This is a genomic window from Sphingobacterium sp. (assembly GCF_039596235.1).
In the GTDB taxonomy this organism is placed as follows: domain Bacteria; phylum Bacteroidota; class Bacteroidia; order Sphingobacteriales; family Sphingobacteriaceae; genus Sphingobacterium.
On sequence record NZ_JBCNKE010000012.1, the window covers coordinates 86,618 to 101,940 of the forward strand.

At 42.3% G+C, this 15,323-nt stretch carries 14 protein-coding genes; 7 read left to right on the forward strand and 7 right to left on the reverse strand.

What is annotated here, in order from left to right; translation table 11 throughout:
* Nucleotides 1–163 precede the first annotated feature (163 nt).
* Nucleotides 164–1,423 carry a dicarboxylate/amino acid:cation symporter gene (locus ABDW32_RS21970; RefSeq protein WP_343565973.1) on the forward strand — a complete coding sequence of 420 codons (1,260 nt, stop codon included), beginning with the start codon at nt 164–166 and terminating at the stop codon, nt 1,421–1,423.
* Here ABDW32_RS21970 and ABDW32_RS21975 read toward each other — a convergent pair.
* Complete coding sequence (locus tag ABDW32_RS21975; RefSeq protein ID WP_343565974.1) at nt 1,420–2,379, reverse strand: lipid A deacylase LpxR family protein; 960 nt, start codon at nt 2,377–2,379, stop codon at nt 1,420–1,422. The genes ABDW32_RS21970 and ABDW32_RS21975 overlap by 4 nt on opposite strands.
* Before the next feature lie 408 nt (nt 2,380–2,787).
* Between ABDW32_RS21975 and ABDW32_RS21980 the strand changes: the two genes are divergently transcribed.
* From ABDW32_RS21980 to ABDW32_RS21995, 4 genes are all read left to right on the forward strand, one after another.
* Nucleotides 2,788–3,195 (forward strand): cytochrome c maturation protein CcmE, encoded by a 408-nt coding sequence (locus ABDW32_RS21980; protein ID WP_077438836.1) that lies wholly within the window; start codon nt 2,788–2,790, stop codon nt 3,193–3,195.
* Nucleotides 3,196–3,215: 20 nt separating this feature from the next.
* The gene (gene ccsA, locus ABDW32_RS21985; protein ID WP_343565975.1) at nt 3,216–5,675 is read left to right on the forward strand and encodes a cytochrome c biogenesis protein CcsA; all 2,460 of its coding nucleotides are present in this window, start codon (nt 3,216–3,218) and stop codon (nt 5,673–5,675) included.
* Nucleotides 5,675–6,436, forward strand: coding sequence for a Rossmann-like and DUF2520 domain-containing protein (locus tag ABDW32_RS21990; RefSeq protein WP_343565976.1), 762 nt, complete (start codon nt 5,675–5,677; stop codon nt 6,434–6,436). Before ccsA ends, ABDW32_RS21990 begins: the two co-directional genes overlap by 1 nt.
* Nucleotides 6,437–6,622: 186 nt before the next feature.
* Entirely contained in the window at nt 6,623–8,179 is a 1,557-nt protein-coding gene (locus ABDW32_RS21995; RefSeq protein WP_343565977.1) for an FMN-binding glutamate synthase family protein, read from the forward strand.
* 136 nt (nt 8,180–8,315) lie between these two features.
* On the opposite strand, the gene ABDW32_RS22000 is transcribed toward ABDW32_RS21995, so the two are convergent.
* The 3 genes from ABDW32_RS22000 to ABDW32_RS22010 form a co-directional block, all read right to left on the reverse strand.
* A complete protein-coding gene (locus ABDW32_RS22000; RefSeq protein ID WP_343565978.1) occupies nt 8,316–8,759 on the reverse strand; it encodes a MarR family transcriptional regulator in 444 nt (147 codons plus the stop codon).
* Nucleotides 8,760–9,041: 282 nt separating this feature from the next.
* A complete protein-coding gene (locus ABDW32_RS22005; RefSeq protein WP_343565979.1) occupies nt 9,042–9,818 on the reverse strand; it encodes an amidohydrolase in 777 nt (258 codons plus the stop codon).
* Nucleotides 9,819–9,900: 82 nt separating this feature from the next.
* Entirely contained in the window at nt 9,901–10,869 is a 969-nt protein-coding gene (locus tag ABDW32_RS22010) for a polyprenyl synthetase family protein (protein WP_077438830.1), read from the reverse strand.
* A 111-nt stretch (nt 10,870–10,980) separates the two neighbouring features.
* Between ABDW32_RS22010 and ABDW32_RS22015 the strand changes: the two genes are divergently transcribed.
* The gene (locus ABDW32_RS22015; protein WP_343565980.1) at nt 10,981–12,150 is read left to right on the forward strand and encodes a glycosyltransferase family 4 protein; all 1,170 of its coding nucleotides are present in this window, start codon (nt 10,981–10,983) and stop codon (nt 12,148–12,150) included.
* Complete coding sequence (locus ABDW32_RS22020) at nt 12,147–12,476, forward strand: iron-sulfur cluster assembly protein (protein ID WP_343565981.1); 330 nt, start codon at nt 12,147–12,149, stop codon at nt 12,474–12,476. The genes ABDW32_RS22015 and ABDW32_RS22020 overlap by 4 nt, the downstream gene beginning before the upstream one ends.
* Nucleotides 12,477–12,590: 114 nt before the next feature.
* On the opposite strand, the gene ABDW32_RS22025 is transcribed toward ABDW32_RS22020, so the two are convergent.
* The 3 genes from ABDW32_RS22025 to ABDW32_RS22035 all read right to left on the reverse strand — a co-directional run bounded on the left by ABDW32_RS22025 (nt 12,591) and on the right by ABDW32_RS22035 (nt 15,270).
* Nucleotides 12,591–13,832: a cation:proton antiporter gene (locus ABDW32_RS22025; RefSeq protein ID WP_343565982.1), complete on the reverse strand. Its 1,242-nt coding sequence runs from the start codon at nt 13,830–13,832 to the stop codon at nt 12,591–12,593.
* Between the two features lie 3 nt (nt 13,833–13,835).
* Entirely contained in the window at nt 13,836–14,315 is a 480-nt protein-coding gene (locus tag ABDW32_RS22030) for a cation:proton antiporter regulatory subunit (RefSeq protein WP_077438826.1), read from the reverse strand.
* Nucleotides 14,316–14,490: 175 nt separating this feature from the next.
* Entirely contained in the window at nt 14,491–15,270 is a 780-nt protein-coding gene (locus ABDW32_RS22035; protein ID WP_343565983.1) for an MBL fold metallo-hydrolase, read from the reverse strand.
* Nucleotides 15,271–15,323 lie beyond the last annotated feature (53 nt).

Here is a 15,323-nt window from a genome sequence, read left to right on the forward strand (position 1 = left end):
TTCAACTACCCTCAGCTATAGCGATGGACTTGTACGCATATCCGCTCAAAGATAAAAAGCTAGCTTGAATAAATGTCAATTAATCTTTATGCCAAGGTTAAATGGAAATAATAGATAAATAGATTATTTTAGCGTCATAAACACGAAACAATCAGAAAACCTAATGGAATACTCAGCAAAAACTTTTATACGGAACTATGGCAGCATCTTGTTACTGCTTCTTGGCATCAGTATCGGAAGTTTAATAGGAGTATTTTTTCCACATGTGGTGAACAACCTGAAACCGATTGGGGATATCTTCCTGAACCTGCTCTTTGTGAGTGTCATTCCATTGGTCTTTTTTGCAATAGCCTCGTCTGTCGCCAATATCGAAGGTGACAGTGTACTGGGACGTATCATTGGCATGATGTCCTTTGTATTTGTAGTCGGTATCGTGGTTGCCGGAGTTACAAGCATTATCTTCCTCTATCTGTTCCCCGTCAGCTCGGACCTCCCTATCGAACAAGCAAAGGACATCATCGACACGGCTACACAGGATTCCTGGGGTGAAAAAATGGTCCGCTTCCTGACCGTTAGTGAATTTTCAAGCTTATTGTCGCGCCAGAATATGTTGGCTTTTGTTATATTCTCGTTTTTAGTGGGTATCGCCACGCGCAGATCTGGCAGCTCCGCGGATATGTTCCGAAAATTTATCAACGCTGGAAATGCTGTCATGGGCAATTTATTGGTAATGGTGATGAAGCTGGCACCTGTTGGATTAGGGGCTTATTTTGCCTATCAGGTTGGCACACTTGGCCCACAGCTCTTTGGCTTTTACGCAAAACCCATTGGTCTGTATTATATCTTCGGCCTTTTCTATTTCTTTACACTGTTTAGCTTATTTGCTTTTCTTGCCTTTGGGCTAAAAGGAGTCAAACGCTATTGGAAAAATAATATATTACCTTCGTTGACCGCACTTAGCAGCTGCAGCAGCCTCGCCACTATGCCAGCCAACTTACTGGCCGCCAAACAAATTGGCATACCCGATACCGTCGCGAGCGTAGTCATCCCCCTGGGCACGACCCTGCACAAACATGGCTCCGCCATCTCTTGCATTTTTAAGATCTATATTGCTTTGTTGCTAAGTGGAAAAGATTTCTTTGATCCGACCAATCTGGTCATGGCTGTTGGAATCACCCTTTTGGTCAGTATCGTGGCCGGTGGCATTCCAAATGGTGGCTATATCGGCGAAATGCTGATCATCTCCGTTTATCAGATGCCTACAGAAGTCGTTCCTTCCATTATGATCATCGCAACATTGGTAGACCCCCTAGCCACCATGCTCAACGCAACCGGCGATACCGTTGCAGCCATGTTGACCGCCAGGCTCATGGGACAGAAACTTTCGGATCCCTTAGCGGAAAATATTCCCGACCTTGGTTAAAACCGATACGCAAAAAATAACTGTCCATATTGGTGTCGATGAAATACCGACTTAAGTTCTTTGGAATTGAAAATATAATTAATACCGTAATTGATCTTGTGGTTTGACCAACTGAAACCTACGCGATGACTGATCATCCAGGGCTCTATACGGTATAAATCGGCAACGGGATCGTCTTTCCCCAGTCCGCCCTCTATTGTTGAGTTATAAAATATCCGGGCCAGGCTGGGTTGATAAACAAAATACCATTCTTTATCGTCTTCCCCTCTAGCTTCTGTTAAATGCCCATGGGTGAAGGTCGAGGTTCGATAAGCCTTAAGTTTACCGGCACGGATTGGAACTCCAACCTCGATATTGGTATTGTTCATTCCCAATGCTCCCCTACCCATGATGCCGAGATCGAATGTGCGAGCCTGATCCCGATAAATTCCTTTCAGGTATTTCGCCTGTAGATCCACACCAAAGGCATTGCGCAATGCGGTATCCCAACCTGTTGCCTCATACATTCCAAAAAGATGGTGGATAAACTTTTGCGCTTCCTCTCCATAAGACCGGGAGCCGATCTGCCCCAATTCGACCTTAAGTTCAAGCACTTGATCGGCTTTCAAAAAGCGCGTTCCCGATGCACTCAAATACAGATAGCCTGCAAATGGCCGGTCATATTTCTTATACTGTTTACGATAATCTATTATACTGATTCCATTGTAGATGCGCTGTCCAACCTCAAAGTCCAATACAGTATTCGAAATCGCTGATGCTCCACCGGCGGGTAATGCAATACGGTAATTGACATTGATCCCGTTGGTATAATATCGATCCTGGCCGATCAATAGATAGACATCATTGTCATTTTGAAGGGAAACTTCTTGGTTGCGCAAGCGCAGTTGGCCAAAAACCAAAAAAAATGGAAATATAACTCCATATAGGAGCAGTAAAGACCGCAACGCAACTTTCATACTAACAGGCAATTGTAAAATTCATGCGATATAAACTGCAATAAAATATTAAATCTCAACTTAAATTATTCAAAAGCATCCAAATATCCCTTATTTTTTTGGGGACAACCAGCTATTTAGAACAAATATAAATAATGTCGAAAACTTGCATTATTCCTTTCTTCGCAAATCTATTTGTAATTTTGCATTCGATTAAGTGTCAGTGATTGCCAAACGGTGGTAAGTAATGCACTAGTTGTTGTTGAATACGTAATCCTTGAAGGGAAACTTAAAGGTGGCATTGAAGGTCGCCACAAAAGCGTAAAGTAAATCATACGAATGAAATTGTCATAAGGCATAGCCTGTTCAGATCATAATCGAGCAATTCCTTAGGATAGTTTCTTCGCCGAATAAAAACAAATAATACTAATGAAAAAAAGTTCCATCATTCTAATCGCTATTATTGCAGTGGCTATTGCCATGATACTTGTGATCTATACAGATTCAAGTACCTACTCGACATTTACCGAGGCAAAAGAAAAGAAAACAGAACTATATGTGGTCGGCCAGCTCAATAAGGATAAGGCACTTCACTATGATCCGAAAACAGATGCCAACAAATTCAGCTTTTTCATGTACGACAATGACGGTACAGAATGTGAAGTTATATTCAGAGGCGCGAAACCGCAGGACATCGAGCGTTCAGAACAGATTGTATTGACTGGCAAAATGGACGGGAATGTGTTTAGAGCAAGTAAAATATTGATGAAGTGTCCATCGAAATACAACGATAAATCGGTCGTGACGGAAATCAATGCCACAGCTTTCAATAATTAATCTGTAAAATCAATTTTTCAATGGACGTTAATTACGTTGGTGAGCACCTGCTTCCTGGGCAGATCGGACAATTTTTTATTGTTCTTTCCTTTGGTGCCGCACTTTTATCTTGTATCGCCTATTTTTTCGCGACTAAAAACCCTGAAGAGACTTCATGGAAAAAAATCGCCCGCATTGGATTCTGGATTAATGCGATTTCTGTTGTAGCCATTGGTTCAACCTTATTTTATATCATCTACAATCATTTATTTGAGTATAACTATGCTTGGGCACACTCGTCCAAGACTTTACCAACATATTATATCATTTCCAGCTTTTGGGAGGGACAGGAAGGAAGTTTCTGGCTCTGGATGTTCTGGCAAACGGTATTGGGCGCGATATTGCTATTCAAAGCCAAAAGCTGGGAAAATTCCGTGATGACCTTCGTGATGTTATGTCAGGCATTTTTGGCATCTATGATCGTGGGGGTAGAACTTTTTGGGTTACGTATCGGCAGTTCTCCATTTATCCTATTACGTGATGCGATGGATATTCCGATCTTAAAACAAGCCAATTACCTCTCGTTGATTACAGACGGTAACGGTTTAAATCCACTCCTGCAAAATTATTGGATGGTGATTCACCCACCAACCCTATTCCTTGGTTTTGCTTCCATGATTGTACCTTTCGCTTACGCTACCGGGGCATTATGGACCAAACGTTATAAAGAATGGATCAATGCCGCTTTGCCTTGGGCCCTATTTGCGGTCATGATTCTAGGTGCCGGTATCATTATGGGTTCATTCTGGGCTTATGAAGCGCTCAACTTCGGTGGTTTCTGGGCCTGGGATCCAGTGGAAAATGCATCTATTATTCCTTGGTTTACCTTAATCGCAGCGGTACACGTTATGATTGCCTATAAAAACTCTGGGCATTCGTATTTTACGGCTACATTCCTAGCCATGATCAGCTTTGTGCTGGTCATCTATGCGTCTTACCTAACGCGTAGTGGTATCCTTGGCGAGACCTCCGTACACTCCTTCACCGATTTGGGGATGAGCGGACAATTGATCTTTTTCAATGTCGCATTTTTGGCAATTATGGTGGTCTTTCTTGCTGTAAAAAAGAAGGAAATGCCGATTACAGAAAAAGATGAAGATATCTATTCCAGAGAATTCTGGTTATTTATCGGTGCGTTGGTGCTGACTGTTGCCTGCGCACAGATTATTGCCTCTACTTCTATTCCTGTATTTAACAAAATCTTTGGAACCAAGGTTGCTCCGCCTTTAGAACCGATCCAACATTATAATAAATGGCAATCCGGATTCGCGGTTATTGTCATGATCATGACCGGATTTACACAGTTTCTAAAATACAAGCGCACTGATAGCCGCAAGTTTTTAGCGTCTACCGTCGCTTCCCTGGTTATTGCCATTATCCTGACAGCAATTATTTCTTATTTTACCAAAACCTACAGCAACCTGATCTACATCCTGATCACCTTTGCCAGTATCTTCTGTATTCTGGCCAATATCCGGGTGCTTGGTGACGCAGTCAAAGGTAAATGGAAACTGGCAGGTTCTTCGGTAGCCCATATAGGCTTCGGCCTATTGTTGATCGGCGCAATGGTTGCCGCCGCGACAAATGAGGTTATCTCGGTCAACAATACCGGATACATTGCCGTATCGGGTTTTGACAAAGTTGAAAAACCGGGGGAAAACTTATTCTTAACTGAAGGCCAGCCCGTACAGATGGGGGAATATAAAATCACCTACATCGGTGATAGTATCGTTGCCCCGAATACCTATTACAAGATCAAATACGAACGTGTCGATGAGGAAACGGGTAAAGTGAAAGAAGAATTTATCCTTCAGCCTTTCGCACAAAACAACGCCAAAATGGGCGGTTTGATCGGTACTCCGGCGACCAAACATTACATTACCCATGATGTATATACCCTGATCACGGCAGCGGCAGCGGAAAGCCAGGCGCAACATGCAAAAGTGGCCGCCGAGGAGAAAACAGGCTTTGAAGATTATGAAGAACCTGCAACATACGAAGTCAATATTGGCGATACACTACGTTACCGCAATGGTTACTATGTAATCGAAGGACTTAACAGGGATGCACATCTGGAAAAAATCCCGAAAGGCCCTAATGATGTGATGGTGGGGCTAAAAATCAAGGTTTTTTCAGCGGATAACAAACAATATGAAGTACAACCTATTTATTTGATCAAAGACGGTGGAGTTTATGATTTCAATAAAGATGTCACAGATCAAGGTCTTAAATTTAGGTTTACAGGTATCAAACCGGATAAAGATAAACTCGAAATCATGGTTTATCAAAAACCTTTGCCTGAGAAAAAATGGGTGGTCTTTAAGGCGATCAAATTCCCATACATCAACTTCTTTTGGTGCGGAACGATTGTCATGACCATTGGTTTCATCATGTCTATTGTCAGAAGAAATAAAGAGGAAAAACGAAAACTAGCAAAATAATGAACATTGTTATCTTAGGAAGCGGAAATGCCGCAACACATTTCGGGAAAGCGTTTCAACAGCTAGGACATCAGATCGTTCAAATCTATAGTAAAACAAAGGCCAATGCGGATGCATTGGCCTTTGCACTTCAATGTCCAGGTACAGACGATCTATCCCAACTGCTACCGCATGCTGACCTCTATCTGATTGCGGTAGCTGATCAGGCTATTCCTACCGTGGTAGACGGGATGCCACAGGACATTAACGGAATTGTTGTACATTGTTCTGGCGCGAGCGATATGGCTATATTGAGCCGTTTTAAGAAGTATGGCGTGGTCTATCCACCACAATCGCTTTCCAAAAACAAGATTGTGGACTTTTCGCTTATTCCATTTTGTGTAGAAGGCAATGATGCAAACACAACGGAGGCTTTACTTGGACTAGCACGTACCTTTTCCTCCCGAAGTATCCACTGCGATTCACAGCAACGGCTAGCCATCCATCTGTCTTCCGTGCTGGTCAATAATTTCTCGAATATCCTATACCAGTTTGCCTATGAACTGTTAGCGGAGCACAATCTTCCCTTTGACCTGGTCAAACCTATTATTTTGGAAACGGCAGAAAAGGTTCAAAACCACATTCCAATAACAGTTCAGACAGGTCCGGCAATTCGGGGAGACGAGACCACACAGCAAAAACATTTGAAATTTATTAGCAATAAACCAGATTTACAGCAAATCTATCAACTTTTGTCGCATCAGATTACTAAAAGAAAATAGTTTGTTAGAAACATTTATAAACTTATCAAAACTTATTCGGGCATAGTAAATATAACTATTTACTTAGGGAACTTTAGTACATTTGCTGTGTCCAAAAGCGCATTTTGGAATGCTAATTGAGCAGTAATCTATTCAATTGGACTAAACATTAAAATAGCGAATTAAAACTAAACAATCGTATTTTCTATGGAAGTTAGAAAACTCATTATTTCAATAATGATTGTGATTAATTTAATCATTGTATCATTTGGCTTTATATTTACATCAAGCTGGTTTTGGTTATTGATCATTCCATTTCCTTTATTATTAATCGCCTTATACCACAGTTTCCAAACCAAACATGCGATTCTACGCAATTATCCTTTGGTTGGCTACTTTCGTTATATTTTCGAATCCATTCGTCCCGAATTAAGGCAATACTTCTGGGAATCGGATATGGATGGTCGCCCATTCAATCGAAGACAGCGTTCCATTGTTTATCAACGGGCAAAAAACCAACGCGAGACAGTTGCATTTGGTATGCAAACAGATCCGCAGGCCGTGGGTAATGAGTGGGCTGCGCATTCTGTTTTTCCCTGTCATATTGAGAATCACGACTTACGAACGAAAGTTGGAAATGAAGCCTGTAAAAAACCCTATAGCTTAAGTGTCTTCAATATCTCCGCAATGAGTTACGGTGCATTGAGCAAAACAGCGATTACAGCCTTAAATAAGGGAGCCGCACTGCAGAATTTTGCCCACAATACCGGTGAAGGTGGTATCAGTGATTACCATAACAACGGCGGTGATTTGATCTGGCAGGTCGGTACCGGTTATTTTGGATGCCGTAATTCAGAAGGTAAATTTGACCCTGAACTTTTCCGTGAAAAATCAAACCGTGAGAACGTAAAAATGATCGAGCTCAAGCTCTCTCAGGGTGCGAAACCTGGTCACGGTGGTATCCTACCGGCAGCCAAAAATACACCTGAAGTTGCCGCGATACGTCACGTCATCCCCGGAACGGATGTTATGTCCCCACCAGCACATAGTGCTTTCTCTTCGCCAACAGAAATGATGCATTTCATCCAACAAATGCGTGATCTGTCAGGTGGAAAACCGATCGGATTTAAAATATGTATCGGCGACAAAAACGAGTTTATGGACATCTGTCACGCCATGCAAAATACACAGATCTTCCCAGACTTTATTTCGGTCGACGGATCTGAAGGCGGTACGGGTGCTGCACCGCTGGAATTTACGGATAACCTGGGAATGCCGCTATATGATGCATTGGCATTTGTAACCAAAACCCTGATTGCATTTGGTTTGAAAAAACACATTAAAGTCATTGTATCAAGCCGTATTGTTACGGGTTTCGACATCCTAAAAGTTATCGCATTGGGTGCTGACGCATGTTATAGTGCACGTGGAATGATGTTCGCCTTAGGTTGTATTCAGGCCCTGAAATGTAATGAAGACGTTTGTCCTGTAGGTGTTGCAACACAGCAACCGCACCTGTACAAAGGACTGGATGTAAACGATAAGTATGTCCGTGTCGCGCAATTTCACCGCAATACGTTACGGGCTACAGTAGAGATTATGGAAGCCTGTGGATTCAAAACCTTATCCGATGTTTCGGCAGATAAATTTTACCGCAAAGTAGATGCGATACGCACATTAAGTTTCCAGGAAATCTATTTTGGTACAGAAGGAAAATTGGTCAATAGCCATACGGACTTTGAAAGCAAGCTATTCGAAGATTAATTCCTTAATAGCAGAAAAAACAAGAAGCCCTCAGTCGTTGCTAAGACTGAGGGCTTCTTGTTTTTTTCTTTTCCCCTATTGGACTTTAGGTCCAGATAATTTCTTAATACGTGTGATTCACAACCACCGCACTGTACTATTTCAAATTGAATAATACGCGATGTAGCGTGGTATGCGAAAGTGCAATCTGATCTTCGGTCAATCCCCCCAAAGCCTGTTCGATCGTATTGTTGGCTTGCTTCATACCTTCTTCTTTCATCTTTCTTCCGATTTTGGTCAAGTAGATCAAATTCGACCGTCTATCGTTTTTATCGTTGACACGGATCACCAGATTAAGCCGCTCCAGGTTGTTGATCAGGCGTGTGACACTGGGTTTATCCCGGAATGTCCGAATCGCCAGCTCCTGTTGGGTCAGCCCCTCCTCTACCCACAGATTGTACATAATACTCCATTGCTCTGAAGTAATACTGAGCCCCGCCTCCTTGAGATTGCGCTGCAATCTCCGCATAACAGCAATTGAATATTTTCCGGTCAGGAAATTATAAAAATACTCTTGCGATATTAAATCTTGGTCTAACATATAAATAATGGTTATGGTTGTTTACGCAACTTAAGTTGCTGATAAATATTATGCTCAAATCAAGACAAAAAAAACTAAACTTATTTTGGCTAATACTTAGCCTAAATTACGTTTTTCTACAGTTGTGTCAAACAAATTTTATCAACATGCAATAAATAGATGTTAATAAATCATCATAAGCGATTTATAGTAAACTGAATTTAAGCATAAAAAAGGAGACAAACAAAATAAATTGCTTGTCTTTATACCTAATTCTAGCGGGAATCCCCTAGAAAGAAAGTGTTATCCGATTGTAAATGAATCCGAATCTTTTAAAAATGGGAATTTCTCCCGGGCCTCCAGTAAGTCATTGGGATTTAACGTGAAGGTATATAAATCTTCATCTTCAGGCTTATAATAAACCACATCCCCAAGAGGTGATATACACATTGATCCCCCGGAGTAATAGATGTCATTGCCGTCGTGTCCGACACGGTTTACGCCAATAACATAAGCTTGGTTTTCAATGGCACGTGCAGGGATTAGTGCTCGCCAATGTGCTGAACGCTTGTCCGGCCAGCTTGCCGTATAAACTAGAATATCGTAGGCCGCATTTTGATTTTTGGACCATACCGGGAACCGCAGGTCATAACAGATCATGGGGCATATTTTCCAGCCTTTAATATCGACCAAAATACGTTCGTTGCCTGCTTCAAAATACTCACTCTCCTTGGATAGGCCAAAAAGATGGCGTTTATCGTATTTCACATATTTGCCATCAGGAAACATCCAAAGAAAGCGGTTGTAATATTTTCCGTCCTCCGCAATGATCAAGGAGCCCGCGACCACACAGTTTAATGAACTTGCCATTTCAAACAACCATCTCGTTGTAGGGCCGTTGGCCGGTTCGGCACATTTTTCAACGTTGTTCGTGAACCCTGTATTAAACATCTCCGGTAAAATGATCAAATCGGTTTTCTCGCGTAACGATGAAAGTCGCAACGCCAGATTATTCAGATTTTTCTCAATATTTTCCCAGAATAAATATGCCTGAAATACCGTGATTTTTAAAGGATCCATGAACGTTATTTAAAATTTATTTAATTATTTAGTACAAAATAACCATTTATTGGCAAAATACGAATTTTAATAGAAATTCTCTCTACTGCTGTCTCACCAAAAGATTGTTTGCTAACAGTAGTAACGCTTCTTTACGTTCATTTGGTACATCCAAAGCATCCATTTTTTCGAATGCCCGCTGTGTATATATATCCTTTAATTCGTCTGCCGATTTCCTGACCTGATACTTATCATATAAGCCAAGCATGGCTTCAACTTTTGTCGGAATCTCATCCACCGTTGCGTTTAACAAACGCTGCATCAACGGAACATCCTCCGCTGCAATGACCTCCATCAGTTTGACCAGTAGAAAAGTTTTTTTATTGATCATAATATCGCCGCCAACGATTTTGCCAAAAGTATCGGGATTACCATAAGCATCCAATATATCATCCTGCAACTGAAAAGCCAAGCCAACATTCTCCCCAAAATCATAGATCAATTGTTGCTGCTCCTCGTTCGCTCCGGAAAGAATAGCACCAAGCTGCAATGCGCCCCCCAGAAGTACAGATGTTTTCAAACGGATCATCTCCAAATATTCGTCCATCAGCAGTGACGCACGGCTTTCATAGTCCATATCCAACTGTTGACCTTCACAGACCTCCATCGCCACTTTGCTGAGGATCCGTAGGGTTGCGGGCAGATAAACCGGATTACATTTGGATATTTCCTCGTAAGCCTTGACCAATAATCCATCCCCGGACAGAATAGCAATATTTGCATCCCATTTTTCGTGGACAGTGGTTTTTCCCCGTCGCAAAGGTGCCTTATCCATCAGGTCGTCATGTATCAAGGAAAAATTGTGAAAAAATTCCACAGCCTTTGCCGCTGGAATAATTTCGTCCATCTCTTGCATACCGAATAACTCGGCTGCCATCAATGTTAGCACTGGCCTAACTCTCTTACCGCCCAAAGTCAATATATACCGTATGGGATCATATAAATTTGTTGGAGTTTCGGGAAATTGACTTGTCTCTATCGCCGCTATCACGAGCTGTTGTAAATGTTGCATATATCTTTACGATCGAATCATGCGAATATAGCAATAATCATATAGAAATGGCAATTTTGTACCGCTCAAAGCATTCCGGTCAAAATCGTACCTTTGCATAAGTCTTTTGTTATGCGCATACTGATTATCCATACATACTATCAAACACCGGGTGGAGAAGATACTGTCTTTCAACAGGAATCATCACTTCTCGCACAGGACCATCAGGTCAGGACCCTGACTTTTCAAAATAAAAAAGGCTGGCGCGGAGCTTTCCAGACCTTGGGCTCGATCTGGAATATTTTCGCTGCAAATAGAGTGAAAAAAGCAATACGCGAATTTAGACCGGATATCGTCCATCTCCATAATACACATTATGCGGCTGGCCCAATTTTAATACGCACGATCGCCAAACAAGGTATTCCACAGGTGATGACCCTGCACAATTTTAGATTACTTTGCCCCTCGGCAACACTATACCACCATAATCACCTGTTTCTTGATTCACTCCAAGAGGACTTTCCCTGGACAGCCATCAAAGAAAAAGCATTTAATGATTCAGCCATCAAAACATTTCTACTTGCGTTTAACTACTGGTTTCACCGCAAGATAGGCACCTGGCAAAAAGTTAACCGCTATATTAATTTAAGCAGCTTTGCAAAGACGATATTTGTAGATTCCACATTGGGGGTACCGGCCGAAAAATTTGAAGTAAAAGCCAATTTTGTTTTCCCTTCAACTTTACCGGCGGAAGAGCCAAAACCTTATTTTATCTATGTAGGCCGGTTATCTGACGAAAAGGGAATATTAAATCTGATTGAATCCCTGAAAGGCAAGGAACTGGAGCTACACATTATCGGCGGCGGTCCGCTCGAGGAAGAGGTCAAAAAGCGGATAACAGGTCATGCCAACATCCATTATCTAGGCTTTAAGTCCCGGAGCGAGATTTTACCATTGGTTGCTGCCGCACAGGCCCTAGTCGTTCCCTCCATCTGTTTCGAGGGAATGCCGATCACTATCCTTGAGGCCTATTCCGTTGGAACACCGGTCGTCTGTTCAAACCTTGGGCCACTGCCAGAAATGATTATCCCAAATAAAACGGGTGAGACATTCGACCCGCACAATAAAGACCAGATTGCAGCCTGTCTCGCCCGATGGAATAACAAAACAATGGATGAAAAAGATGAGATAAGAAAGACCTGTATAGCCTATTATTTTAGTAATTTTACTCCTGAACTAAATGAGAGCAAACTATTAGCGGTCTATAAAAACGCTATCGAAGATAAAAAACTGAACAAATGAGCATTATAATAATGGATAAGCTGGGTTTGGCAGCACAAATCCAAGCTGTTTTGGAGACGATCTATGATCCCGAATTAAAGCCTGCCAACATTGTGGACCTGGGGCTGGTTTATGAAATTATCACCAAGGAAGATGGCACTGCAAAGATCGTCATGACACTGACAGCACCGGGCTGTCCCGTGGCAGGAGAGATCATGAACGAAGTACAGGAAAAAGTTGCCGGAGTCGAGGGAGTCAAAGAAGCCTTGGTCGAATTGACTTTTGATCCACCCTGGACCAAAGAAATGATGTCCGAAGAAGCAAAACTTGAGCTTGGGTTCTTATAGTCATCCTTAAAAATATGTAATGCCTCCAAAAACTAATTTAGGAGGCATTTTTTATTATAATACCATTTTAAACATATCGCAACGCTGAAAGAGGTATCGCAAAAAAGATTGGAATTACCCGGTACTGTTATTTTCCAGATCGCTCAATTTCTTCAGCGGTTTGGCTGTATTGGCATCACTTCCAAACAGCAGTTTCCATAGCTTACGGGACTCTTTGGTCAACAGGGGCGACACAATGGAAAGGATCAACACGTAAACCACGACGAACGACTGGATAACAGGGAGTAAAGCCCCTGCTTTACCGATATTGGCCATAATAATGGAGAACTCTCCACGTGCGGATAAGGTAAAGCCAATGTCAAACGATGTTTTCGGTTTCATTCCGGAAAATTTAGCCGCAAAATAACCCGAGGCAAGATTTCCCATCACTGTGACCAAAGCAGCTATTGAAGCCCAAAAAACTGCTCCTCCCAATGACATAATATCTATCGACAGCCCGAAGCTAAAGAAAAACATTGCCCCAAAGAAGTCTTTATAAGGTAATACCATGGCTTCAATTTTTTTGATATACTGCGAATCAGCCAGTACCAATCCCGCCATCAATGCACCAATGGCCTCCGCGACATGGATGGTTTCTGAAAATCCGGCAACGATAAAAAGCAGCGCAAAAATGACCAGTATAAATAGTTCAGAAGTTTTCTCCTTCAACAAACGGTCGATGGCCGGAACCAGCTTACGACCCAAAACCAAAAAGGCAAGGATAAAACCCAATGCCAACAGGGAAGTCCCCGCTACCGTCCAAAAGGAGCTGCTCCCCGTCAATATCAGTCCTGATAAAAAGGAAATATGCATCGCAATAAACAGATCGTCAAACATGATCATTCCCATGATGACCTCAGTCTCCGGATTTGCGGTCCGTTTGAGATCTGTGAGCACCTTAGCAACAATTGCCGTCGAAGAACTGGTCATAATACCACAAAGCACCATCATCTCCTTAAAAGGCATATCCATTAGCCAGCCAATCAGCAGCCCCGAGGTAAAATTGAGCAGTACATAGATTGTTCCTCCCGTTACGATGGCTTTACCAGACTTAATAAGCCGATTGACTGAAAACTCCAGCCCCAGATAAAATAGAAGAAATAATACCCCTAGCCTGCCCATAAAATCTATAAAGGGCTTGCTTTCGGTAAATGTCAGATCCACCAACCCGATCTGGGGGGCATGCTGTCCCAATACCATCCCAATAATAATGAAAAAGGGAATAACGGAAAACTTAAGCTTGTTGGCAATCAATCCAACAATAGCGACAAGTCCGACAGCGATTCCAATTTCCAGTATTAAGGTATGTGATAGCATAGATTACAGTAAAATTTCCTTTAAAAGTTTGATGTTGTTTTTCTTTCCGGCAATGACCAAGGTGGTGCCCGGCGTAATCAGATAAGAAGGCCCTGGATTGATGACCGTTTCATCGTCTCTAATCCCAGCAATAATGGAAGCTCCAGTACGTTGTCGTACCTCCAGCTCTCCGATTGTTTTCCCTGCTCCTTCCCATTTGCCTTCCAGCTTGTACCACTCAATACGTAAGTCATCCAATGCGACTTCAATTGTTTCCAAAGCCTTCGGCTTATAGGACAAACCGCCTATAATACCCGCTATCTGACGGGATTCATCATCATTGAGTGTCATTACGCAACGTGATTCATGCTCTTCGTCATCATAGCGATACAGTTCCCGCCGACCATCATCGTGGATCACAACAACCATATTGTCTCCCGCATCGGTTTCAATTTGAAATTTCTTACCAATTCCAATCAGATCGGACTCTCTTACAATAGACATAATCTTCTATTTAAATAAATACCAATAATAACGGCAAAAACGCCGTTTTACCAAAAACAAATTTAACCAAAAATTTAATCTTAAACGAATCCTCCACACGTAGCATCAGGATATTGAACAAGCAGATATCCCCAAAATACTAAAAAAAGATCAGAAAAACGAGCTTAAAGCGATCTTACTTTGCCTCGATCAGTTTGTAGCTACCATCTGGACGTTGCTGCCCCTGTCCAAGAGTAATCCCTTTCGAATGGTAAAACAGAAAGATCCAGCCCGCTGGAGCTCCCGCTTCCCAGTACGCTTGCCGCAGCTCTTTGGAGCGTCTTCCGTCAAAATCGTATTTGGCAACGTAGTTATGAACAATTTCTTCTGGCTCAGGCAGTACGTCACCTCCGAAAAAATAATGCTGTCCGTCGCTACAGATATGAAAGGCCTGATGATGTGCCGTGTGTCCGCCATTATGCGAATAGCTGATCTCTGCGTTTACCTGGCCCTCACCTTCGACCAACACCAGATTTCCACTCCGTTGGACAACATCAAAAATCTCGGTACGGTATGACGCGGAAATTCCGGAGTAAGCATCCTCCCATTCTCCCCGCTGCACAATATATTCAGCCTCTGGAAATGCAATGCGAGGGGAGCCACTTTCCATACTTACCATACCACCGGCATGATCTTTATGCAAATGTGACATCAACACATATTTTACATCATCGGGTTCATAACCCAATTTGCGGATATTGTTGTGCAACTTCAGCACACCGCGGTCATCGGTATGCCCCAAGCCGGTATCACAGAGCACAATACCTGAGGCAGTTTTGATCAAAAAAGGATGGACATGAATAAACATGGAACCCGGTCTATCTTTTGGGTCATCCACAGAAGGATCAAAGGGAACAAATTTTCTACTTTTATCAACGGAAAAAGAACCTTCATATAAAGAATATGCCTGTACCATATTTAAAACATTGGGAATATGCACGTTAAGCGACGGGTGGCCAATACCGGGTT